This window comes from Pantoea sp. SGAir0418, assembly GCF_043529865.1.
The window spans coordinates 2,136,937-2,158,451 of sequence record NZ_CP027911.1 but is presented as its reverse complement, the minus strand read 5'-3'; the positions used below and the strand labels follow the sequence as shown (position 1 = coordinate 2,158,451).

Below are 21,515 nucleotides of genomic sequence, written 5' to 3'. Positions count from 1 at the left end.
AATTATCTGTGCTCAGAGTGATTTCTGGCGGGATTATTGTTGGTTGTTCCGCTACACTTCTCTTCGTCACCTGCCTCAGAGTGTCAACTTTTCATGACAGAACCCTTCTGAGGCGCTGCAAGTTAGCGTATTATCTCTAAAATCAAAACCTGACTAAGGCTCATCGCAATGCGTTTGGAAGTTTTCTGCCAGGACCGTATCGGTCTGGCGCGCGAGCTACTCGACCTGCTGGTTGCCCGTAATATTGACCTGCGCGGCATTGAAATTGCCTCGCTGGGCCGCATCTACCTCAACTTTTCTGCGCTGGAATTTGACGCATTCAGCAACCTGATGGCGGAGATTCGCCGCACACCGGGCGTGACAGACGTTCGCACCGTGTCTTTCATGCCGTCTGAGCGTGAACATCGCGCGTTGAGCGCGCTGCTGGTGGCGATGCCCGAGCCGGTGTTCTCCCTCGACCTGAAAGGTAAAGTCGAACTGGCGAATCCGGCGGCGCAAAACCTGTTTAACCTCGACGAACAGAAGATCCGTAATCAGAACGCCGGCACGCTGATTGCCGGCTTTAATTTCCAGCGCTGGCTGGAGAGTGAACGTGTTGACGCGCAGGCGCAGCATGTGGTGATCCAGGGGCGTGATTTTCTCATGGAAGCGCGCCCGATCTATCTGGCGCAGGAAGATGAGCAGAACGACCAGCCGGTAGGCGCGATGATCACTCTGAAATCCACCGCACGCATGGGGCGGCAGTTGCAGAATCTCAGCGTTACCGATGACTCCGAATTCGATCACATCGTGGCGGTGACGCCGAAAATGCGTCAGGTGATCGACCAGGCGCGCAAGCTGGCGATGCACGATGCGCCGCTGCTGATTGTCGGCGACACCGGCACCGGTAAAGATATGCTGGCGCGCGCCTGCCATCTGCGCAGCGCACGCGGTAAAAAACCGTTCCTGGCGCTCAACTGCGGCTCGATTCCGGATGACGTCGCTGAGAGCGAGTTGTTTGGTCACGCGGCGGGCGCGTATCCCAACGCGCTGGAAGGGAAGAAGGGCTTCTTTGAGCAGGCGAACGGCGGCTCGGTGCTGCTGGATGAAATCGGCGAGATGTCGCCGCGCATGCAGACCAAACTGCTGCGCTTCCTGAACGATGGCACCTTCCGCCGCGTCGGCGAGGATCATGAAGTGCATGTGGATGTGCGCGTGATCTGCGCCACGCAAAAGAACCTGATTGAGCTGGTGCAGCGCGGTGAGTTCCGCGAAGACCTGTTCTATCGTCTGAACGTGCTGACGCTGAATCTGCCGCCGCTGCGCGAACGTCCGCTGGATATTCTGCCGCTCACCGAAATGTTTGTGGCGCGCTTCGCCGATGAGCAGGGACTGCCGCGCCCGCGTTTGTCACCGCAGCTGACGCCGTTCCTGACGCGCTATAACTGGCCGGGCAACGTGCGCCAGTTGAAAAATGCGCTGTACCGCGCGCTCACGCAACTGGAAGGTTATGAACTGCGTCCGCAGGATATCGTACTGCCGGAGCAGGCGCTGGATGTGTCGCTGGGCGAAGAGGCAATGGAAGGGTCGCTGGATGAAATCACCAGCCGTTTCGAGCGTTCAGTGCTGACTCGTCTCTATCTGTCGTATCCCAGCACGCGTAAACTGGCGAAACGCCTTGGGGTGTCACACACCGCGATTGCCAACAAGCTGCGCGAATATGGCCTCGGTCAGAAACGCAGCGAAGGCGAATAATCCGCGTTCTGCATCAACAAGCCGTCTGTGACAGACGGCTTTTTTATCAGCAATAGCCTTACTTCAGCGCTGCCAGTGCCGCTTCATAGTTCGGCTCTTCGGTGATTTCATTCACCAGCTCGCTGTACAGCACCTTATCGTTCTCATCCAGCACCACCACCGCGCGGGCGGTCAGGCCTTTCAGCGGGCCATCGGCGATCGCGACGCCGTAATTTTCAATAAATTCTGCACCGCGCAGCGTAGACAGCGTCACTACGTTGTTGACGTTCTCGGCGCCGCAGAAGCGCGACTGCGCAAACGGCAGATCGGCAGAGATGCACAGCACCACGGTGTTGTCAGCTTCGCCAGAACGCTCGTTGAATTTGCGCACCGACGCGGCACACACGCCGGTATCAATGCTTGGGAAAATGTTCAGAACTTTGCGTTTGCCTGCATACTGAGAAAGGGACACATCACTGAGATCTTTCGCTACCAGGTTGAACGGTTTTGCCTGCTCGCCAGCCTGCGGGAAGTGGCCGGCAACCGGCACCGGATTGCCCTGAAAGTGAACATTCTGCGACATACAATTTCCTTTTAACGATGAAATATCTGGCGTTAACCCCACCAGAACAGGTATAGCGTTTGTTTATGACATAAATTTTAAGGGTTTACGAGCCTAATTCAACGTGGAGCTGCACCAGCACGTTATGACGTCATGGATTTGAGGAGTCAGTATGAGAACAGTGAAAAGTTATCCGGAAGCCTGGCCGCTGCACTCGCCGTTTGTGATTTCGCGCGGCAGCCGCACCGAGGCGCACGTGGTGGTGGTGGAGATTGAGCAGGATGGCCTCAAAGGGATTGGCGAGGCCACGCCCTATGCGCGCTATGGCGAAAGTGAGGCTTCGGTGCTGCAGCAGATTGCTTCACAGCTCGGTGCGTTACAAAACGGCATGACGCGGGCAGCGCTGCAACAGGCGTTGCCGGCCGGTGCCGCGCGCAACGCGATTGATTGCGCGCTGTGGGATCTGGAACGTCAGCAGCAGCGCACCAGCCTGGCGGCGCTGTGTGAGGCGCTGCCGGCACAGGAGATCGTCACGGCGCATACCGTCAGCATCGATACGCCAGAAGCGATGGCCAGCAGCGCGCTGGCGCTGTGGCAGCACGGCGCGCGCCTTCTGAAAATTAAGCTGGATAACCATCTGATCAGCGAACGGCTGGTGGCGATCCGCAGTGCGGTGCCGGACGCCACGCTGATCGTCGATGCCAATGAATCCTGGCAGGCAGAGGGGCTGGCGGCGCGTTGCCAGTTGCTGGCGGATTTGCAGGTGGCGATGCTGGAGCAGCCGCTGCCTGCCGCGCAGGATGCGGCGCTGGCCCATTTTATCCATCCGCTACCGATCTGTGCGGATGAGAGCTGCCACACGCGCGACAGTCTGGCAGCCCTGCACGGGCGCTACGACATGGTGAATATCAAACTGGATAAAACCGGTGGGCTGACCGAAGCGCTGGCGCTGGCCACGGCCGCGCGCGCGCAGGGATTTGCCATCATGCTGGGCTGTATGTTGTGTACCTCACGCGCCATTCGCGCCGCGCTACCGTTAACGCCGCAGGCCACGTTTGCTGACCTCGACGGTCCGACGTGGCTGGCGGCCGATGTGGAACCGTCGCTGCACTTCTCGCACGGCGTGCTTAAGACGACGGCTGCCAGCGCAGCAGGTTGATCATCGCATCAAGATACATCTCGGTGGCTTCGTCCACCGAGATGGCCGGCATTTCGGCGGTGATGCAGGGCAGACTGAGATCGGCGCACCAGCTGCCAAACGAGCCCGGCGTGGCGTAGCCGACGCTGCTCACCACCGGCAGACCGGTTTGTTCCGCCAGCCAGCTGGCCAGCGGGCTGTGGTGCGGATCGTCAATACAGGCCAGCGGTTCGTGCCAGGAGACGACCCAGCGCGGCCGGATGCGATGAATCAGCTGGCACAGTGCGGCGGTTTCCGGCTCTGACGCTGGTGCGTTTCCGGTTGAGAGCAGCACATCGCGCGCGTCGGCCACGCTGTTCCAGCGATAGACAGTATCGCCCGCTTGCCAGTTGGCGGCAGGGAAGTTGCGGTTGAGATCGACACCGTTGACATTGGCGCGCAGCCCGAGCTGGCAGCCATCCGGATTGACCGCCAGAATCACATGATGACGCCGCAGCGTGTCCGGCAGCGTGCGCATGGCGGCAGAGAGCGTGGCCACCGCCGCGTTTTCATCGCCGTGGGTGCCGGCAATAATCAGTCCGCTGTCCTCGTCAGCCGCCGGTGCCGGAAACCACAGCAGCGGCGCACCCAGCACCGAATGTCCATACTGTTGCCAGACGGCGTCCAGCTTACCGCGCAGCGGGCGCGGGTGGTGTGTCGACATAACCTTCCTCTCTGTCATGCATCGCGTTCAGCCGCAAAAATTGTGAGCTGCAATCCAGCCTCAACATAACGGTAAACAGCAGACGGGGAAATAGCTATTTATCAATCAGCGATTTGCGATAAAGTGCGAAAAGTTGCTGGCGACGCATTGGTTTGGCCGTCGCCCTTTTTTCGGGTCAAGGAGTCGTGATGAAACTAACTTTCCGCACCACGCTGGCCGCGCTCATCATCAGCAGCGCTCTCTCATCCGCCTATGCCGCCAGTGTGCCAGCCGGGGCGCAACTGGCCAGCAGTCAGGAAATCGTCCGCCATATCAAAGATGAACCGGCCTCGCTTGATCCGCTCAAAGCGGTCGGTCTGCCGGAGATTCAGGTGCTGCGCGATCTGTTTGAAGGGCTGACTAACCAGGACGCACAGGGCAAAATCGTGCCGGGCGTTGCGCAGAGCTGGAGCAGCAATGACAACAAAACCTGGCTGTTTACGCTGCGCAAAGATGCGCGCTGGTCCAGCGGTGAACCGGTGACCGCACAGGATTTTGTCTATAGCTGGCAACGTTTGGTCGATCCCAAAAATAGCTCGCCTTTCGCCTGGTTTGCCGCGCTGAGCGGCATTGAGAATGCTGAAGCCATCACCAAAGGGCAGATGAGCCCGGACAAGCTGGGCGTGGTGGCGACCGATGAAACGCATCTTAAGGTGACATTGTCACGTCCACTGCCGTGGTTCCCCAGCATGGTGGCTAACGTGGCGATGTTCCCGGTGCCGCAAAAGGTCATCGCGCAAAACGGCGATGGCTGGACTGTGCCGGGTAAGCTGGTGGGCAACGGCGCTTATCAATTGCAGGAGCGCGTAGTTAACGAAAAGATTGTGCTGGTGCGTAACCCGCACTACTGGGATAACGCCCATTCGGTGCTGACGAAAGTGACCTTTATTCCCATCAATGAAGAATCCAGCGCCACCAAGCGTTACCGCGCCGGGGACATCGATATCACGGAATCCTTCCCGAAAAATATGTACGGCCTGTTGAAAAAAGAGCTGCCGGGGCAGGTGTATACGCCGGATCAGCTTGGCACCTACTATTACGCGTTTAATACCCAGAAAGGGCCGACGGCGGATGTGCGGGTGCGTAAGGCGCTGTCATGGAGCATTGACCGCCGCATCATCGCGGAAAAAGTGCTGGGCACCGGCGAGAAACCGGCATGGCACTTCACACCAGACGTCACCGCCGGCTTCACGCCGCAGCAGAGCTATCTGCAGCAGCACAGCCAGCAGGAACTGAATGCGCAGGCCAAAGCCCTGCTCACCGCCGCCGGTTACGGCCCGGCTAAACCGCTGCACCTGACGCTGCTGTATAACACCTCTGAAAGTCACCAGAAGATTGCGATTGCGGTGGCCTCGATGTGGAAAAAGAATCTCGGCGTTGACGTGACATTGCAGAACCAGGAGTGGAAAACCTATATCGACAGCCGCAACAGCGGTAATTTCGATGTGATCCGCGCTTCCTGGGTGGGCGATTACAATGAGCCGTCGACCTTCCTCAGCCTGCTGACCGCCAGCCACAGCGGCAATATTTCCCGCTTCAGTAACGCGGAATATGATGCGGTGTTGAGTAAGGCCAGCAATGAAACCAGCGTGGCGGCGCGTAATGCCGATTACAACAAAGCCGAGCAGATCATCGCTGACCAGGCGCCGATTGCGCCGATCTACCAGTACACCAACGGGCGGCTGATCAAGCCGTGGGTTAAGGGCTATCCTATCGCTAATCCGGAAGACGTTGCCTACAGCCGGGAATTGTGGATTGAGAAGCACTGACGCTGAACCGCCAGGGAGGGCGGCAAACGGCCCGGTTGCGCTGTCATTTTTACTCACACCCTGGTAATTGCAACTGTCCCGCGCCGCGCTAGACTGTATCGTATTGTTTTTGCTAGTGAGGCGAGTACGTGAACGTCATTGAAGGAAAAGCGCTGCAGGTGTCGGATGCGATTGTCGCCTGCCAGTTCGACGGCAAGGGTGGCGTTATCGCCATTGAAGATAAAGATGTCATCAACTGCGAGCGTCACTGCTGGCTACACCTGAACTATACCCAGCGGCAAAGCGCCGACTGGTTGCAGCACACGCCGCTGATCCCTGATGCGGTGCGGGATGCGCTGGCCGGTGACAGCATGCGACCGCGCGTGACGCGTCTCGGTGACGGCTTTATGATCGTGCTGCGCAGCGTGAATCATAATGCCGATTCGCGCCCGGACCAGCTGGTGGCGATGCGGGTATTTATCAATGACAAGCTGATTGTTTCTACCCGCCGTCGCAAAGTGTATGCCATCGATGAAGTGCTGACCGATCTGCAAAACGGCAACGGCCCGGTGGACGGCGGCAGCTGGCTGGTGGACGTCTGCGATGCGCTCACCGATCACGCCAGCGAATTCATTGAAGAGATGCACGATAAAATTATCGCGCTGGAAGATGCGCTGATGGACCAGCAGGTCCCGGCGCGCGGTGAACTGGCGCTGCTGCGCAAACAGCTGATCGTGATGCGCCGCTATATGGCGCCGCAGCGTGATGTCTATGCGCGGCTGGCAAGCGAGAAACTGCCGTGGATGAGCGACGACGATCGCCGCCGCATGCAGGATGTTGCGGACCGGCTGGGGCGCGGGCTGGATGACCTCAATGCGGGTGTGGCGCGTACCGGTATTCTGGCGGATGAAGTGGCCTCGCTGCTGGCGGAATCCATGAACCGGCGCACTTACACCATGTCGCTGATGGCGATGATTTTCCTGCCCGCCACGTTTCTCACCGGGCTGTTTGGCGTCAATCTCGGTGGCATTCCCGGTGGCAGCTGGCCGCACGGCTTTACCATGTTCTGCGGGTTGTTACTGGTGATGGTGCTGGGGGTCGCGCTGTGGCTGAAACGCCGCAACTGGCTGTGATGTTACTACGGCGTTATCTGCAGGTCATGTACGGGTAATTGTGGCGGTGCAGGGGAGAAAAGCGGAAAAAACCTGATCGACATCAATAAGCGCATAGCCCAACCGGGGCAAACTCTCTCCCGCAGGTGAATGCAACGTCAAGCGATGGGCGTTGCGCTCCATATTGTCTTACTTCCTTTTTTTGAATTACTGCATAGCACATTTGATTCGTACGACGCCGGCTTATCCGCCGGCTTTTTTTTTGCCGTTTGGCTTGCTGCCGCATCCTTTCCTATGCTTAACAGACATTCAGCGAACAGGAGAACGGCATGCGCATGATTCACGCCAGCGAACCTATCCCGACCGATCCGCCACCGATTCCCGAACCCGTGCCGCAACCGCAGCCGATCCCCGAGCCTGAGCCGCCGCACGATCCTGAATTTCCGCCGATTAGCGATCCTCCACCGCACCGCTAATAAAAAAGGCGCGTTGCCGGAGCGACGCGCCTTTATGCTGCAAAGTCACCGCGTTATTTAATTTCCAGCACGTCGAGGCGAGCGCTCAGGTCCGGCTGATCGTCCTCGTCAGCCTGCCAGCCGACTGGCTGCGCTGGCAGCGATTCGCGATCGAAACCAATGTCCCCGCCGTCAACCACCGCATCACCATGCTTAATGCCTTTGAAATCAAACAGATTAATATCAGCCATATGTGATGGCACGATGTTCTGCATGGCGCTGAACATGGTTTCAATGCGGCCCGGATAGCGCTTGTCCCAGTCACGCAGCATATCGGCAACCACCTGGCGCTGCAGGTTCGGCTGTGAACCACACAGGTTGCACGGAATGATAGGGTACTGGCGCGCTTCGGCAAACCGCACGATATCTTTTTCGCGGCAGTAGGCCAGCGGGCGGATTACGATATGTTTACCGTCGTCGCTCATCAGTTTTGGCGGCATGCCTTTCATCTTGCCGCCGTAAAACATGTTGAGGAATAGCGTCTGCAGGATGTCATCGCGGTGGTGACCTAAGGCAATCTTAGTGCAGCCCAGTTCAGTGGCGGTACGGTAAAGAATACCGCGACGCAGGCGTGAACAGAGCGAGCAGGTGGTTTTGCCCTCCGGTATTTTTTCTTTAACGATGGAGTAAGTGTCTTCGTTGACGATCTGGTACTCCACGCCCAGCGTGTCGAGGTAAGCCGGCAGCACGTGTGCCGGGAATCCCGGCTGTTTCTGGTCAAGATTCACCGCCACCAGCGAAAAGTTGACCGGCGCGCTCTGCTGCAGGTTACGCAGAATTTCCAGCATGGTGTAGCTGTCTTTACCGCCGGACAGGCACACCATGATGCGATCGCCTTCCTCAATCATGTTGAAATCCGCAATCGCTTCACCGACGTTACGGCGCAGGCGCTTCTGCAGTTTGTTCAGGTTGTACTGCTCTTTTTTATTAACTTCTTGATGTTCAGACATGAATTTCGGTCTCGGTGATCGCTGGTCAGCTGCGGATGTCGCGTTGATGCGGCCCTGGTCAGGCCTGCATTAACCGTGTCCGCGCACGCTGCGGGTCGCTGCGCTGGCCTTTATGGGTGCCGGCTGACCGCAGTCAGCAGGAAAAGTCTGTGGCGTATGGTACGGATTACAGCGCCAAATTCCAGCACGATTTATGGGTTTGCCGGTGATGCGCTCTGTGCGCCGCGCGATCGCGGTCAGAGACCTGTTGCGCTATTCACAATTTTTAGTTTGTCGCGGATTTGGCAAGCGGTACACTGCCTGCTTCCCCAGGGAGGAATAAGCGATGAAAAATGTTGTGTTAAGCATGCTGGCGAAGATTTCACAAATTGATGCCACCACCAAGCAGTTGACCGCGCGCGTTGAGGCTCAGTCGCTGCTGATCGGTGCGCTGGTACTGGCCGTCAGTAAGAAAGGCGGCGTCACTGAAGTTATTGAAAGCGCCAACAAAGCCATCAACATGGTGATTGAGTCAGCCGAGGCTGACGATATGCTTAAGTCGGACGCCGCTATTTTGCTGAGCGAGTTTCAGGATCTGTTGACGATTTCGCGTGCGGTTGACAGCGCCGATGATGTCATCAACCAGCAGGCGCTGGAAGGTATTACCGGTGTGAGCAGCGCCAGCGATGACGATAAAAAGGACCCGTTCTAATCGCGCAGCGCCGCAGTCGGCTACCATTGCGCACATTTTGCCAGCGGTAACTGCATATTTATTGATCTGGGTAAAGATTTCTTCTCACTGCGCTGACAGGATGGATTCAGCGCTTTTTTTAGTTTTTAAAGGTGAGGAGAGGACAATGCAAACGTACGATATGGTGTTTGAGGAGGCATGCCGGCTGGTGGGGCAATGCTATCTGGAACTGGCGCAGCGCGGTGCCGCTACCGAAAAAGAGGTGCTGGCCAGCGAGTTGCGTAACCTGCAACTGCGCTACCGGGAATTAACCGGCGCGCCTAACCGCGCCGTTGAAATGGCGATTGGACAACTCAAACCCTGCTAACCCAGCCGCCCGGCCTTCAGCGCCGGGCTTTTTATCTCCCCTCCACCGCAGCGATTAACCCGCCAGCGGCAGCGCAGTCAAACCATTTCCAGCGACTGCACGCCTTTGATTTCCATCACTTTGTCATAAATGCTGTGCATAGGAAATCTGCGTGACAACGTCACCTCAACGCTCAGCTCGCACAGGCCGCTCTCTTCGTTACGATTGACCACAGCGATGTGGCCATAGCGCAAATTTTCGCGCTGTAGTACCAGCAACACCAGCGGTACGCTTTTGGCTTTGAGATGGACGATAAGAGTGTGATGGCGGCCAATCAGCCAGTGGCTGATACGGCGGAACGTTTCCAGCACCACCAGCGCCAGCACCGTACCGTAAATACCGATTTCGTACATACCGCTACCGATCACCAGGCCAATCGCGGCGGTCACCCACAGGCCGGCGGCGGTTGTCAGGCCTTTCACAATCTGCTTTTGAATGATGATCGTGCCAGCGCCAAGGAAGCCCATGCCGCTGACCACCTGCGCCGCAATACGGCTGGGATCCAGCGCCACATGTTCGTTAGTCAGCATATCGGCAAAGCCATATTTTGACACCAGCATGAACATGGCGCTGCCAATACCGACCAGAATGTGAGTGCGCAGGCCGGCTTCTTTAGCGCGCATCTGGCGCTCCAGGCCAATCAGTCCGCCCAGTATTCCGGCTAACGCGATGCGGATGAGCATGTCGGCTAACATCCTTCCTCCTTATTGATTGATGTTGCGTATGAACAGGCAGAGAAAGAGGGAAAACGCTGCAATCAGGATAATTCTGCTTGCCAACGACGATATTAAATTTTGTAAAAAGCTGTGTCGCCTATCGATCGCGCACCGCTGCTGACATATGCTGGTGCGACTTTTCCGCTCACACTCCCGGAGCCCGACCGATGAAAGCCGCAACTTTACTGCTGGCCGGCGCAGCGCTGTTACTCTCTGCCTGCAGCAGCAACAGCGACAATGAACCGCCGCAACAGGCCACCGCCGCGCACGTGCAGCCGCACGTCGTGATGTCGTCCATGGCAGAAGCCAACTGCAACAGCGCAGGTGGCACGCTGGCGTTCTCGCGTCAGTTAGACGGTTCACGCATCGGGATGTGTCAGCTGGCAAATGGTCGTCGCTGCGACGAACAGGCGCTGATTGGCGGTGCCTGCGCCCGCTAACGCAGGCGCAGAACGTTACGCCTTCACCTGATTTGCACAGGTTTCCCCGCGCGCCAGCTGCTGTAAATTGCTGAGCGTGGTTTCTGAAATCGCCGTCAGCGCTTCGGCGGTGAGAAAGGCCTGATGGCCGGTAAATAACACGTTGTGACAGGCCGACAGGCGGCGGAACACGTCGTCCTGAATCACGTCATTCGACTTGTCTTCAAAAAACAGGTCGCGTTCGTTCTCATACACGTCCATGCCGAGCGAGCCGATTTTCTGCTGTTTCAGCGCCTCAATCGCCGCCTGTGAATCAATCAGCCCACCGCGGCTGGTATTGATAATCATCACCCCATCTTTCATCTGGCTAAACGCCTGCGCATTGAGCAGATGGTGGTTTTCCGGCGTCAGCGGACAGTGCAGGGTGATGACATCGGACTCCGCCAGCAGCGTTTTCAAATCAACATACTCCGCCCCGAGCGCCAGCGCGGCGTCACTGGGATACGGATCGTACGCCAGCAGACGCATGCCAAAACCTTTCAGGATGCGCATCGTCGCCACACCAATCTTGCCGGTGCCGACCACGCCAGCGGTTTTGTTATGCATGTTGAAACCTGTCAGGCCGTCCAGCGAGAAGTTGGCATCGCGCGTGCGCTGGTAAGCGCGGTGAATGCGGCGGTTGAGCGTCATCATCAGACCTACCGCGTGTTCCGCTACCGCTTCCGGCGAGTAAGCGGGCACGCGCACCACCTGCAGTCCCAGCGCGGCGGCTGCGTCGAGGTCGACGTTGTTGAAACCGGCACAGCGCAGCGCGATATATTTCACGCCCAGCGCCGCCAGCTCCGCCAGCACCGCTTTGCTCCCGTCATCGTTAACGAAGATACAGACCGCATCACAGCCAGCGGCGTTTTTCGCCGTGGTTTCGCTCAGCAGGAAGTCAAAAAACTGCAGCTCAAATCCGTAGCTTTCGTTAACGTGCTCGAGGTATTTCTGGTCGTAATGCTTGGTGCTGTAAACCGCAACTTTCATTGTTTCGCTCCTGAAAAATGTTACGTCGGTATCACATCAGGATAACGTTTTCCGCGTCATTTTGCTGTTCTTCAGCCAGACTAAAGCGGTAACGCCTTCATTTGCCGGGCGTAACATGCCATCATCTCTGTCAGGATTGGGTAAAGAACAGGAACGTTAACAGCCATGACGCGGGGCCTCCGTCGACTACTTGCTGCGCTACTGGCGCTGATACTGCTGCTGCTGGGATTGCTGCTGACGCTGACGCACTGGCTGCCGCGGCTGGCAGGTATCTGGCTGCCGGAAAATACCCGCGTCGAGCTACACGGCGCGCCGCACTGGCAGCAGGGCCGGCTTGTGTTTCCTGATGTGCGCTATCTGGCCGGTGACTGCCTGCTGGCGCAGGTCGCCGACGTGGCGCTTGGCCGGACGCAACAGCGCTGGCAGCTTGATGCGCGCGAGGTGGCGCTCAACAGCGATTGTCTGCAGGCGCTGCCGCACAGTGCCACGCGCGATGCGCCGCGCAGCCTCGCAGAGTGGCAGCAGATGCTGCCCGGCGCGGATATCCATCTGCAACAGCTCAGTATTTTGCCATGGCAGCAATATGCCGGCCGCTTCGATCTGACTTTAGACAAAGACCTTCAGCAGCTGCGTTATCAGGGCGACAACCTGCGCGTCGCCGCGCGCCTGCAGGGGCAGCAGCTGCACATTGATCAGCTCCAGCTCAGCCATCCCATTCTGCCGCAACCGGTCGAACTGCATGGCAATCTGACGCTGCCAACGTTTGCCGATGGCCTGCCGGTGGCGGGTGAGCTCAGCGGTGCGCTTAACCTGACGCAGTGGCCGCAGCCGCTGGCGCTGACGCTTAACTGGCAGCAGCAGCAGGGCGAACTGGTGGTGCGCCAGCAACAGGAACCACAGCCGTTGTTGCAGCTGCCGTGGCAGGTCGATGCGCAGCAAATCCGCATCACTGCCGGTCACTGGCGCTGGCCGTTCGGGTCGCAGCCGCTGTCGGGCGGCGTGGCGCTGACGCTGGATGACTGGCAGCAGGGGCTGGAACAGACGCAGATCCGCGGCCGCTTTAATTTACTGACCGCCGGACGCGGCGGGAAAGGCAACCTGGTACTGAGCGTTGGGCCGGGCAAGCTGAGCCTGACTGACAGCGCACTGCCGTTCCAGTTAACCGGCGAAAGCAAGTTTGCCGACCTGCAGCTGTACGGCACCATTCCCGGACAATTACATGGCATGCTGAGCGATCCGCAGCTCAGCCTGCAGCCGGGCGCACTGTTGCGCCTGCGCGGACGCATACTCTCGACGCTGGAAGTGGATGAAGCGCGCTGGCCGCTGGCCGGCGTCAGCGTGGCTTCGCGCGGCATCAACGGCCGGTTACAGGCGATTCTCAACGCGCACGACCCCAGTTTCGGCCGCTTCAGGCTGCATCTCGACGGGCGCGCCAGCGACTTCTGGCCAGACAGCGGACGCTGGAACTGGCGTTACTGGGGCGAAGGCGTGATGGCGCCGCTTAGCGCCAAATGGGATGTGAAGGGCACCGGCAGCTGGCACGACACCCTGATCAGCCTCGATACGCTGAACACCGGGTTTGATCAGCTGGCGTACGGCATGGTGCAGGTGGATAAGCCGCGCCTGACGCTGACCGCGCCGGTGCGCTGGCAGCGCGATGTGGCACAGCCGGCGTTTAACGGCGGGTTTGCGCTGCGTTCCGGCCAGACCCGCTTTAGCTACGGTGGCTGGCTGCCGCCGTCCGAACTGCGTTTCGATGCCAAAGGGCGCGATCCAGGACATTTTCTGTGGCGCGGTCAGCTCACCGCTGAAGACATCGGACCGCTGCGCGTGCATGGCCGCTGGGACGGCGAGCGGCTGCGCGGCGAAGCCTGGTGGCCGGCGCAGTCGCTCAGTGTCTTTCAGCCGCTGCTGAGCAGCGATCTGAAAATGCGCATTCAGTCTGGCGAACTGCGCGCGCAGATGGCCTTTTCTGCCGCCAGCGGCCAGGGGTTTGAGGCGGGCGGTTTCTGGGCGGTGAAACAGGGCAGCGTATGGATGCCGGACAGTGAAATTAACGGCATCGATTTTACCCTGCCGTTCCGCCTGAAAGATCATCAGTGGCAGCTGGGGCGCCGCGGGCCGGTGTCGCTGCGCATCGCCGAAGTGAAAAACCAGTTTGCGCTGCAAAACATAACTGCGGATCTGCAGGGCCACTATCCGTGGCAGGAGCGCCAGCCGCTGACGCTCAGCAACGTCAATCTCGATCTGCTCGGCGGGCACGTCAGCATGCCAGCATTGCGTTTACCGCAGCATCAGCCGGCGCGGATTTCGCTGCGTGACATTGATCTCAGCCGGCTGGTGACGGCGCTCAAGCCGAAGCAGTTTGCCATGTCCGGTAAAGTGAATGGCGAATTGCCGCTGTGGGTGAACAATCCGCACTGGCTGATTGAAAAGGGCTGGGTCGCCAACAGTGGCCCGCTGACGTTCCGCATGGACAAAGACATGGCGGATGCGATTGTCAGCAATAATGTGGCCGCCGGGGCGGCGATGGACTGGCTGCGCTACATGGAGATTGCCCGTTCGTGGGCGACGCTGGATCTGGATAACTTCGGTAACCTGATTCTGCAAAGCGAGGTGAAAGGCACCAGCCAGTTCAGTAACCGCCGCCAGTCCGTCAATCTTAATTACCGTCATCAGGAAAACCTGTTCCAGCTGTGGCGCAGCCTGCGCTTTGGCGATAATTTGCAATCCTGGGTGGAGCAAAACGCCACCCTGCCATCCAACAAGGACCCGAAACCATGAGCCTGAGGGCATTACTGGTGCTGACAGCGGGACTGCCGCTGCTGGGCTGTGTGCCGCGCATCGAAGTCGCCGCACCCAAAGAGCCAATCACCATCAACATGAACGTAAAAATCGAACATGAAATCCACATCAAGGTGGATAAAGACGTCGAAGCGCTGCTGAAGAATCAGAGCGGACTGTTTTGAGGAGAGGCCCGATGAAACGCAAGGGGATAGCGCTGTTGCTGGCGTTTTTGCTGGTGCCGTCGGCCTGGGCGCTGACGCTGGATCAGGCGCGCCAGCAGGGGCGCGTGGGCGAAACGCTGAGCGGTTACATCGCCGCCCGTCAGCAGGATGACGAGACGCTGGCGCTGGTTAAGCGCATCAATGACGGCCGCAGCCAGCAGTATCAACGCGTGGCGCAGCAGAACAACCTCACCACCGCCGAGGTGGCGCGCATCGCCGGCGAGAAGCTGGTTAACCGTGCCGGCAGCGGCGAATATGTGCGCGGGATAAATGGCCAGTGGGTGCAGAAATAACTGCTTCCACGACAGCGCAGGCATAAAAAAGCCGGGCACTCAGGCCCGGCAAGACAGATAGCATTGTTTTAATGATGATTACGCAGCAACAATCTGTTTGATGGCGTCTTTGGCATCGCTGGCGGCTTTGGTTGCCACTTCCGGGCCGTAGGCAATGCCTTCGGCGAACACGAAGTCAACGTCGGTGATGCCGATGAAGCCGAGGAACAGTTTCACGTACGGGGTCAGCAGATCAGTCGGGGTGTCTTTGTGAATGCCGCCACGGCTGGAGAGGATCACCGCACGTTTGCCTTTCACCAGACCTTCCGGGCCTGCTTCGGTGTAGCGGAAGGTGACGCCGGCACGGGCAATCAGGTCAAAGTAGTTTTTCAGCTGAGTAGGAATGTTGAAGTTGTACATCGGAGCGGCGATAACCACGGTATCGTGCGCCTGCAGTTCAGCAATCAGTTCATCGGACAGGGCCAGCGCGTCCTGCTGACGTGGCGACAGCGGCGCGTCTGAAGGACGCAGGGCGCCAACCAGTTCACCGTCCAGTACCGGAATCGGCTGGGCAGCCAGATCGCGTACCGTGACTTCGTCGCCTTTGGCGCGGGCTTCATCAGCGTAGAAGTCTGCCAGCTGGTTAGACTGTGAGTAACCGGCAAGGATGCTTGATTTCAGAACTAAAACTTTGCTCATGGTATTTTCCTGTACGTTACGCGGTTGGCTTACCGCTCAATGCGTTACACTCTACGGAGTTCGTCCGGCAGGTAAAAGCGCAATATTTCGAGGCCTATGTTCGAAATTATTGAATAAGGTGGCACGTCCGGTCAGGTGAGATGTTCCAATCTGTGCTAAGATGGCGGGCATTAATCGATTGAATCCGCCGGAAAATTCTGCCCGGCGCCGAGCCGCAAGTGCCGGCTCACTGCAACAACAGGTAATTCATCACTATGTCATCATCCGTTACGTCACCTCTGGCCCCCCTCTGGTCGCGGCTCGATAACCTGATGCTGCGCGACCGCAAAGCGCTGCAGCGTCGTCTGCACGGTGCGGCAAAGGTGAAAAATCCCGCTGCGCAGCAGGAAATTATGGCTGAGCTGGAGCCGGTGTTCGCCGCGGCAGAACAGCGCGTGGCGCAGCGCGCCGCCGCGACGCCGCGTATTACGTTTCCGGACAATCTGCCGGTCAGCCAGAAGCAGCAGGACATCGCCGACGCGATTCGCGATCATCAGGTAGTGATTGTCGCCGGTGAGACCGGCTCAGGTAAAACCACCCAGCTGCCAAAGATCTGTCTGGCGCTCGGGCGCGGTGTGAAAGGGCTGATTGGGCATACGCAGCCGCGTCGCCTGGCGGCACGCACCGTGGCGAACCGCATTGCCGAAGAGCTGGAAACCACACCCGGCGGCACCGTCGGTTATAAGGTGCGGTTTAACGATCAGGTCAGCGAAACCACCCAGGTCAAACTGATGACCGACGGTATTCTGCTGGCGGAAATTCAGCAGGATCGTCTGCTGCTGCAGTATGACACCATCATCATCGATGAAGCGCATGAACGCAGTCTGAACATCGATTTCCTGCTGGGTTACCTGCGCGAGCTGCTGCCGCGTCGTCCCGATCTGAAAGTGATCATCACCTCCGCGACCATCGATCCGCAGCGCTTTTCGCGCCACTTCAATAATGCCCCGGTAATCGAGGTTTCGGGCCGCACTTATCCGGTCGATGTACGCTATCGTCCGGTGGTAGAAGATGCCGAAGACACCGAGCGCGATCAGCTGCAGGCAATTTTCGATGCGGTTGACGAACTGAGCAGCGAAGGGCGCGGCGATATCCTGATCTTCATGAGCGGCGAGCGCGAAATTCGCGATACCGCCGATGCGCTGATGAAGCGCGATTTACCGCACACCGAGATTCTGCCGCTCTATGCGCGCCTGTCCAACGCCGAACAGAACCGGGTGTTCCAGGCGCACAGCGGCCGCCGCATTGTGCTGGCGACCAACGTCGCCGAGACCTCGCTCACCGTGCCGGGCATTAAATATGTCATCGATCCGGGCACCGCGCGCATCAGCCGTTACAGCTACCGTACCAAAGTGCAGCGTCTGCCGATCGAGCCGATCTCGCAGGCGTCGGCTAACCAGCGCAAAGGGCGCTGCGGCCGCGTGTCGGAAGGGATCTGTATCCGCCTTTATTCAGAGGATGATTTCCTCAGCCGCCCGGCGTTTACTGACCCGGAAATTCTGCGTACCAACCTGGCGTCGGTAATTTTGCAGATGACGGCGCTTGGACTGGGCGACATCGCCGCATTCCCGTTCGTCGAAGCGCCGGATAAGCGCAATATTCAGGACGGCGTGCGCCTGCTGGAGGAGCTCGGCGCGATCACCCTGAGCGAGGAAGGTGCGTACAAACTGACGCCGTCCGGGCGCAGCCTGGCGCAGCTGCCGGTCGATCCGCGGCTGGCGCGCATGGTGCTGGAAGCGCAGAAATTTGGCTGTGTGCGCGAAGTGATGATTATTGCCGCTGCGCTGTCGATTCAGGATCCGCGCGAGCGTCCGGTGGAGAAACAGCAGGCATCTGACGAGAAACACCGGCGTTTTGCCGACAAAGAGTCGGATTTTCTCGCTTTTGTTAATCTCTGGAACTACCTGCAGGAACAGCAGAAAGCGCTGTCCGGTAACCAGTTCCGCCGCCAGTGTAAAAGCGATTATCTCAATTACCTGCGCGTGCGCGAATGGCAGGACATCTACACCCAGCTGCGTCAGGTGGTGCGGGAACTGGGCATGCCGCTTAACAGCGAGCCGGCACCGTATCGCGAAGTGCACTGCGCGCTGCTCACCGGTTTACTGTCACACATCGGTCAGAAAGATGCGGAAAAGCAGGAGTTTACCGGCGCACGCAACGCGCGTTTTGCTATTTTCCCCGGTTCCGGGCTGTTTAAGAAGCCGCCAAAATGGACCGTGGTGGCGGAACTGGTGGAAACCAGTCGCCTGTGGGGCCGCGTTGCGGCGCGCATCGACCCGGAGTGGATCGAACCGCTGGCCCAGCATCTGCTGAAGCGCAGCTACAGTGAACCGCACTGGGAGAAAGCGCAGGGCGCAGTCATGGCCACCGAGAAGGTCACGCTGTACGGGCTGCCGATTGTGCAGGCGCGTAAGGTCAATTACAGCCGCATCGATCCGCAACTCAGCCGGGAGCTGTTTATCCGTCATGCGCTGGTGGAAGGCGACTGGCAGACGCGTCACGCCTTCTTCCGCAATAACCTGAAACTGCGCAGTGAAATCGAGGATCTGGAGCACAAATCGCGGCGGCGCGACATTTTAGTCGATGACGAGACGCTGTTTGCGTTTTACGATCGCCGCATTGGCAGCGAGGTGGTCTCAGCGCGGCACTTTGACAGCTGGTGGAAACAGGCCAGTAAGGACAATCCGGATCTGCTGAGCTTTGATAAGCAGATGCTGATCAAAGACGGCGCGGAGAAGGTCAGCCAGCTGGATTACCCGAATTTCTGGTATCAGGGCAACCTGAAACTGAAGCTCAGCTACCAGTTTGAACCGGGGGCCGATGCGGATGGGGTGACGGTGCACATCCCGCTGCCGCTGCTCAACCAGGTCGACGAAGCCGGCTTCGAGTGGCAGATCCCCGGCGTGCGCCGCGAGCTGATCATCGCACTAATCAAGTCGCTGCCCAAGCCGGTGCGACGCAACTTTGTGCCGGCGCCCAACTATGCCGAAGCCTTCCTTGGCCGCGTGACGGCGCTGGAGCAGCCGCTGCTGGATGCGCTGGAGCGTGAGTTCCGCCGCATGTCTGGCGTCACCATTGAGCGCGACGCCTGGCAGTGGGATCAGGTGCCCGATCACCTGAAAATGACCTTCCGCGTGGTGGATGAGCACAACCGTAAGCTGCAGGAAGGCAAAGACCTGCATCAGCTGAAGCAGGTGCTGAAAGGCAAGGTGCAGGAGACGCTGTCCAACGTGGCGGATGACGGGCTGGAACAGCGCGGGCTGCATCTGTGGAGCTTCGGTGATTTGCCGCAAAGCTACGAGCAGAAGCGCGGCAATTATCAGGTCAAAGCCTGGCCGGCGCTGGTGGATGAAAAAGACAGCGTCGCGATTCGCCTGTTTGACAGTGAACGCGAGCAGCAGAAGATGATGTGGCGCGGCCAGCGGCGGTTATTGCTGCTGAACATCCCTTCGCCGATCAAGTATCTGCACGAGAAGCTGCCAAACAAAGCCAAGCTCGGACTCTATTTTAATCCGTACGGCAAAGTGCTGGAGCTGATTGATGACTGTATCGCCTGCGGCGTGGATAAGCTGATGGCGGACGCCGGTGGGCCGGCGTGGCAGCAGGAAAATTTCGAGCAGCTGCGCGATAAAGTACGCGCCGAACTCAACGACACGGTGGTGACCATCGCCAGCCAGGTCGAGCAGATTCTCACCAGCGTGTTCAACATCAACAAGTTCCTCAAGGGGCGGGTGGACATGACGCTGGCACTGGCGCTGGCGGATATCAAAACGCAGCTGAGCGGCCTGGTGTATCGCGGTTTTGTCACCGGCAACGGCTATCAGCGGCTGGGCGACACACTGCGCTATCTGCACGGTATTGAGCGCCGGCTGGAGAAGCTGCCGGTCGATCCGCACAGCGATCGGGCGCGGATGCTGAAAGTGCAGGCGGTAGAGCAGGCGTGGCAAAGCTGGCGTAACAAGCTGCCGCCGCAGCGTCAGGACGATGAAGAGGTACAGGCGATTCGCTGGATGCTGGAGGAGCTGCGCATCAGTTATTTTGCGCAGCAGCTGGGCACGCCGTATCCGATCTCCGACAAACGTATCCTGCAGGCGATGGAGCAGCTGGGCTGACTTATTGCGCCAGCGCTTCCAGCTTGTCTTTAAAGGATGTAACGGCAATGGCGCGGTTATCGGCGCGATAGCGATCGGCCGGTGCCGGTGCCGAGCTCTGTACCGCAATCAGCTGCCACTCGCCGTCGCGCTTCAGCAGCAGCGGTGAACCGCTGTCGCCCGGCAGGGTGTCGCACTGGTGCGACAGCACGGCACGCTGCGCCCAGCCGGTGATCAGGCAATCGCTGTGCGAGTAGAGCGTATCCAGATGGTCAGCGGGATAACCGGCCTGTGTTACTTTGCGGTCGGTGGTTTTCAGCGCGGCGGTTAAATCGCTGCGCGAACCGTCAAACAGCGGAATCGGCACGATACCGGATGGCGGATTGTGCAGTATCACCAGGCCGTAATCGTAAGGCGCCGCGTCTGGCGGCACGATCCAGCCTTCACCATCCGCCTGCAGACGCCGCGCCAGCGAAGGCTCCACGCGCGCGTCAATATCATGAATTTCGTAACGCCAGCCTTTGGCACCCGCCATAAAGCGCAGCGCGACCGGCTTGTCGAATTTGCCCGGGGGCGTCAGTAAGCAGTGTCCGGCCGTCAGCGCCAGATGGGCCGAAATCAACGTGGCACTGCACAGATTGCCGCTTTCCGTCTCTAACTGACCAATGGCATCCCACGGCGCCGCACTGACGTCGGTAATGGCTTTACGATGATCTTTGCCGAAGAACAGGGTCTTAATCTCTTCCGGGCTGGGGCCGTCTTCATCATCGGCATGTGCTGTGAGGTTAAAGCTAAAAAGACCTACAAATAACAGGATAGCCAGGCGCATAGTTCTCTCAATGGCGAGAATAAATAGAGGTTATGGTCATCACGCTTGAGCGATAACTATAGTCGGTGAGCGGTAAAAAAGGGAGAAATATTGGAGTAATCAGCACGCTACAACGACTAGATAAAAAAGCTGGCCGCAATAATGCCGCACAGAATCATGACAATCAGGATAATTTCGAAGCGATAGCGACGCACCATTTTTCGCTACTCCAGTAAATAAACACCCGGCAGAACCGGGTGTTTTCAATCATTAATGCGGTGTTGGCGCGCAAGGCAACCTTATTTAGCAGCTTTTTTTGCTTTGTGGTGCTTTTTAGCAGCCTGAGCTTTCTGAGCAGCAGGTTTGGTTACTTTTTTGTGGTGCTTTTTAGCCGCCTGAGCTTTCTGTGCAGCTGGCTTGGTGGCTTTGTGGTGTTTTTTAGCAGCCTGGGCTTTCTGAGCCGCTGGCTTGGTGGCTTTCTTGTGGTGCTTTTTAGCGGCCTGGGCTTTCTGAGCAGCTGGTTTGGTGGCTTTCTTGTGGTGCTTTTTAGCCGCCTGCGCTTTCTGAGCCGCTGGTGCTTTCTTCTCTACTTTCTTGTGCTTTTTGGCAGCCTGCGCTTTCTGAGCAGCGGCTTTTTTGTGGTGAACAGCTTTGTGCTTAGCCGGTGCAGCGGTAGTTGCAGCAGCAGCAGGAGCAGCAGTTGTTGTCTCAGCAGCGAAGGCTACAGAAGACAGACCCATAGCAGCGGCGATCACCAGCGCAAATAATTTTTTCATTGCAAAACCCTCGAACTATTTTTTCATGTGTAGCCCACTGCGGGGCCGGTGAATGCACTATATGTAAAACAATTCGCGCCTTCAGTGAGGGAATGGTATCGG

The 21,515-nt window shown here is 58.4% G+C and carries 20 protein-coding genes; 12 read left to right on the top strand and 8 right to left on the bottom strand.

Annotated elements, in window-relative coordinates; translation table 11 throughout:
• Nucleotides 1-168: 168 nt before the first annotated feature.
• Nucleotides 169-1,734 carry a transcriptional regulator TyrR gene (gene tyrR, locus C1N84_RS09900; RefSeq protein WP_021506133.1) on the top strand — a complete coding sequence of 522 codons (1,566 nt, stop codon included), beginning with the start codon at nucleotides 169-171 and terminating at the stop codon, nucleotides 1,732-1,734.
• Between the two features lie 58 nt (nucleotides 1,735-1,792).
• Here the strand turns inward: tyrR and tpx are convergent, their stop codons facing one another.
• On the bottom strand, nucleotides 1,793-2,296 hold the full coding sequence (gene tpx / locus C1N84_RS09895) for a thiol peroxidase (protein ID WP_058780606.1): 504 nt from the start codon (nucleotides 2,294-2,296) through the stop codon (nucleotides 1,793-1,795).
• A gap of 151 nt (nucleotides 2,297-2,447) precedes the next feature.
• On the opposite strand from tpx, the gene ycjG reads away from it, so the two are divergent.
• Nucleotides 2,448-3,434, top strand: a complete 987-nt coding sequence (gene ycjG, locus C1N84_RS09890; protein WP_141495472.1) for an L-Ala-D/L-Glu epimerase — start codon at nucleotides 2,448-2,450, stop codon at nucleotides 3,432-3,434.
• Here the strand turns inward: ycjG and mpaA are convergent.
• Nucleotides 3,403-4,116, bottom strand: a complete 714-nt coding sequence (mpaA, locus tag C1N84_RS09885; protein WP_152391032.1) for a murein tripeptide amidase MpaA — start codon at nucleotides 4,114-4,116, stop codon at nucleotides 3,403-3,405. The two genes, ycjG and mpaA, sit on opposite strands and share 32 nt — an antisense overlap.
• Before the next feature lie 188 nt (nucleotides 4,117-4,304).
• Between mpaA and C1N84_RS09880 the strand changes: the two genes are divergently transcribed.
• The 3 genes from C1N84_RS09880 to C1N84_RS09870 all read left to right on the top strand — a co-directional run bounded on the left by C1N84_RS09880 (nucleotide 4,305) and on the right by C1N84_RS09870 (nucleotide 7,491).
• Nucleotides 4,305-5,924 carry a peptide ABC transporter substrate-binding protein gene (locus tag C1N84_RS09880; protein WP_264441288.1) on the top strand — a complete coding sequence of 540 codons (1,620 nt, stop codon included), beginning with the start codon at nucleotides 4,305-4,307 and terminating at the stop codon, nucleotides 5,922-5,924.
• A gap of 128 nt (nucleotides 5,925-6,052) precedes the next feature.
• Entirely contained in the window at nucleotides 6,053-7,036 is a 984-nt protein-coding gene (zntB, locus tag C1N84_RS09875; protein ID WP_021506128.1) for a zinc transporter ZntB, read from the top strand.
• A gap of 308 nt (nucleotides 7,037-7,344) precedes the next feature.
• The gene (locus C1N84_RS09870) at nucleotides 7,345-7,491 is read left to right on the top strand and encodes a hypothetical protein (RefSeq protein ID WP_021506127.1); all 147 of its coding nucleotides are present in this window, start codon (nucleotides 7,345-7,347) and stop codon (nucleotides 7,489-7,491) included.
• Between the two features lie 53 nt (nucleotides 7,492-7,544).
• On the opposite strand, the gene ttcA is transcribed toward C1N84_RS09870, so the two are convergent.
• A complete protein-coding gene (ttcA, locus tag C1N84_RS09865; RefSeq protein WP_021506126.1) occupies nucleotides 7,545-8,480 on the bottom strand; it encodes a tRNA 2-thiocytidine(32) synthetase TtcA in 936 nt (311 codons plus the stop codon).
• A gap of 325 nt (nucleotides 8,481-8,805) precedes the next feature.
• Between ttcA and iraP the strand changes: the two genes are divergently transcribed.
• Entirely contained in the window at nucleotides 8,806-9,171 is a 366-nt protein-coding gene (iraP, locus tag C1N84_RS09860) for an anti-adapter protein IraP (RefSeq protein WP_136546798.1), read from the top strand.
• A gap of 145 nt (nucleotides 9,172-9,316) precedes the next feature.
• Entirely contained in the window at nucleotides 9,317-9,517 is a 201-nt protein-coding gene (locus C1N84_RS09855; protein WP_010618426.1) for a DUF2767 family protein, read from the top strand.
• Nucleotides 9,518-9,594: 77 nt separating this feature from the next.
• Here C1N84_RS09855 and C1N84_RS09850 read toward each other — a convergent pair whose 3' ends face one another.
• A complete protein-coding gene (locus tag C1N84_RS09850) occupies nucleotides 9,595-10,251 on the bottom strand; it encodes an MgtC/SapB family protein (protein ID WP_264441287.1) in 657 nt (218 codons plus the stop codon).
• A gap of 188 nt (nucleotides 10,252-10,439) precedes the next feature.
• Here C1N84_RS09850 and C1N84_RS09845 point away from each other — a divergent pair, with 188 nt between their 5' ends.
• Complete coding sequence (locus C1N84_RS09845; RefSeq protein ID WP_021506124.1) at nucleotides 10,440-10,712, top strand: putative hemolysin; 273 nt, start codon at nucleotides 10,440-10,442, stop codon at nucleotides 10,710-10,712.
• 15 nt (nucleotides 10,713-10,727) lie between these two features.
• On the opposite strand, the gene C1N84_RS09840 is transcribed toward C1N84_RS09845, so the two are convergent.
• Nucleotides 10,728-11,720, bottom strand: a complete 993-nt coding sequence (locus tag C1N84_RS09840; protein ID WP_215800138.1) for a 2-hydroxyacid dehydrogenase — start codon at nucleotides 11,718-11,720, stop codon at nucleotides 10,728-10,730.
• 165 nt (nucleotides 11,721-11,885) lie between these two features.
• Here C1N84_RS09840 and C1N84_RS09835 point away from each other — a divergent pair, with 165 nt between their 5' ends.
• Genes C1N84_RS09835 through C1N84_RS09825 form a run of 3 tightly spaced genes read left to right on the top strand, consistent with a single transcriptional unit; the run spans nucleotide 11,886 to nucleotide 15,021 of the window.
• Nucleotides 11,886-14,504 carry a YdbH family protein gene (locus C1N84_RS09835; RefSeq protein ID WP_264441286.1) on the top strand — a complete coding sequence of 873 codons (2,619 nt, stop codon included), beginning with the start codon at nucleotides 11,886-11,888 and terminating at the stop codon, nucleotides 14,502-14,504.
• Entirely contained in the window at nucleotides 14,501-14,689 is a 189-nt protein-coding gene (locus tag C1N84_RS09830; RefSeq protein ID WP_010618431.1) for a YnbE family lipoprotein, read from the top strand. Before C1N84_RS09835 ends, C1N84_RS09830 begins: the two co-directional genes overlap by 4 nt.
• Nucleotides 14,690-14,700: 11 nt before the next feature.
• Complete coding sequence (locus tag C1N84_RS09825; protein ID WP_021506121.1) at nucleotides 14,701-15,021, top strand: YdbL family protein; 321 nt, start codon at nucleotides 14,701-14,703, stop codon at nucleotides 15,019-15,021.
• A 78-nt stretch (nucleotides 15,022-15,099) separates the two neighbouring features.
• On the opposite strand, the gene azoR is transcribed toward C1N84_RS09825, so the two are convergent.
• Nucleotides 15,100-15,699, bottom strand: coding sequence for an FMN-dependent NADH-azoreductase (azoR, locus tag C1N84_RS09820; RefSeq protein ID WP_021506120.1), 600 nt, complete (start codon nucleotides 15,697-15,699; stop codon nucleotides 15,100-15,102).
• Nucleotides 15,700-15,953: 254 nt separating this feature from the next.
• Here azoR and hrpA point away from each other — a divergent pair, with 254 nt between their 5' ends.
• Nucleotides 15,954-19,850, top strand: a complete 3,897-nt coding sequence (hrpA, locus tag C1N84_RS09815) for an ATP-dependent RNA helicase HrpA (RefSeq protein ID WP_058758500.1) — start codon at nucleotides 15,954-15,956, stop codon at nucleotides 19,848-19,850.
• Between the two features lies 1 nt (nucleotide 19,851).
• On the opposite strand, the gene C1N84_RS09810 is transcribed toward hrpA, so the two are convergent.
• Both C1N84_RS09810 and asr read right to left on the bottom strand, forming a co-directional pair.
• Entirely contained in the window at nucleotides 19,852-20,658 is an 807-nt protein-coding gene (locus C1N84_RS09810; protein ID WP_021506118.1) for a trypsin-like serine peptidase, read from the bottom strand.
• A gap of 278 nt (nucleotides 20,659-20,936) precedes the next feature.
• Nucleotides 20,937-21,413, bottom strand: a complete 477-nt coding sequence (asr, locus tag C1N84_RS09805) for an acid resistance repetitive basic protein Asr (protein WP_071813568.1) — start codon at nucleotides 21,411-21,413, stop codon at nucleotides 20,937-20,939.
• Nucleotides 21,414-21,515 lie beyond the last annotated feature (102 nt).

Bases quoted from the DNA above. Each gene is read 5' to 3' on its own strand.
- C1N84_RS09850 (WP_264441287.1), bottom strand. From the start codon at position 10,251: ATGTTAGCCGACATGCTCATCCGCATCGCGTTAGCCGGAATACTGGGC.
- C1N84_RS09810 (WP_021506118.1), bottom strand. From the start codon at position 20,658: ATGCGCCTGGCTATCCTGTTATTTGTAGGTCTTTTTAGCTTTAACCTC.
- hrpA (WP_058758500.1), top strand. From the start codon at position 15,954: ATGTCATCATCCGTTACGTCACCTCTGGCCCCCCTCTGGTCGCGGCTC.
- C1N84_RS09840 (WP_215800138.1), bottom strand. From the start codon at position 11,720: ATGAAAGTTGCGGTTTACAGCACCAAGCATTACGACCAGAAATACCTC.
- C1N84_RS09870 (WP_021506127.1), top strand. From the start codon at position 7,345: ATGCGCATGATTCACGCCAGCGAACCTATCCCGACCGATCCGCCACCG.
- ttcA (WP_021506126.1), bottom strand. From the start codon at position 8,480: ATGTCTGAACATCAAGAAGTTAATAAAAAAGAGCAGTACAACCTGAAC.
- C1N84_RS09825 (WP_021506121.1), top strand. From the start codon at position 14,701: ATGAAACGCAAGGGGATAGCGCTGTTGCTGGCGTTTTTGCTGGTGCCG.
- tyrR (WP_021506133.1), top strand. From the start codon at position 169: ATGCGTTTGGAAGTTTTCTGCCAGGACCGTATCGGTCTGGCGCGCGAG.
- tpx (WP_058780606.1), bottom strand. From the start codon at position 2,296: ATGTCGCAGAATGTTCACTTTCAGGGCAATCCGGTGCCGGTTGCCGGC.
- C1N84_RS09855 (WP_010618426.1), top strand. From the start codon at position 9,317: ATGCAAACGTACGATATGGTGTTTGAGGAGGCATGCCGGCTGGTGGGG.
- asr (WP_071813568.1), bottom strand. From the start codon at position 21,413: ATGAAAAAATTATTTGCGCTGGTGATCGCCGCTGCTATGGGTCTGTCT.
- C1N84_RS09835 (WP_264441286.1), top strand. From the start codon at position 11,886: ATGACGCGGGGCCTCCGTCGACTACTTGCTGCGCTACTGGCGCTGATA.
- C1N84_RS09880 (WP_264441288.1), top strand. From the start codon at position 4,305: ATGAAACTAACTTTCCGCACCACGCTGGCCGCGCTCATCATCAGCAGC.
- C1N84_RS09845 (WP_021506124.1), top strand. From the start codon at position 10,440: ATGAAAGCCGCAACTTTACTGCTGGCCGGCGCAGCGCTGTTACTCTCT.
- iraP (WP_136546798.1), top strand. From the start codon at position 8,806: ATGAAAAATGTTGTGTTAAGCATGCTGGCGAAGATTTCACAAATTGAT.
- ycjG (WP_141495472.1), top strand. From the start codon at position 2,448: ATGAGAACAGTGAAAAGTTATCCGGAAGCCTGGCCGCTGCACTCGCCG.
- mpaA (WP_152391032.1), bottom strand. From the start codon at position 4,116: ATGTCGACACACCACCCGCGCCCGCTGCGCGGTAAGCTGGACGCCGTC.
- C1N84_RS09830 (WP_010618431.1), top strand. From the start codon at position 14,501: ATGAGCCTGAGGGCATTACTGGTGCTGACAGCGGGACTGCCGCTGCTG.
- azoR (WP_021506120.1), bottom strand. From the start codon at position 15,699: ATGAGCAAAGTTTTAGTTCTGAAATCAAGCATCCTTGCCGGTTACTCA.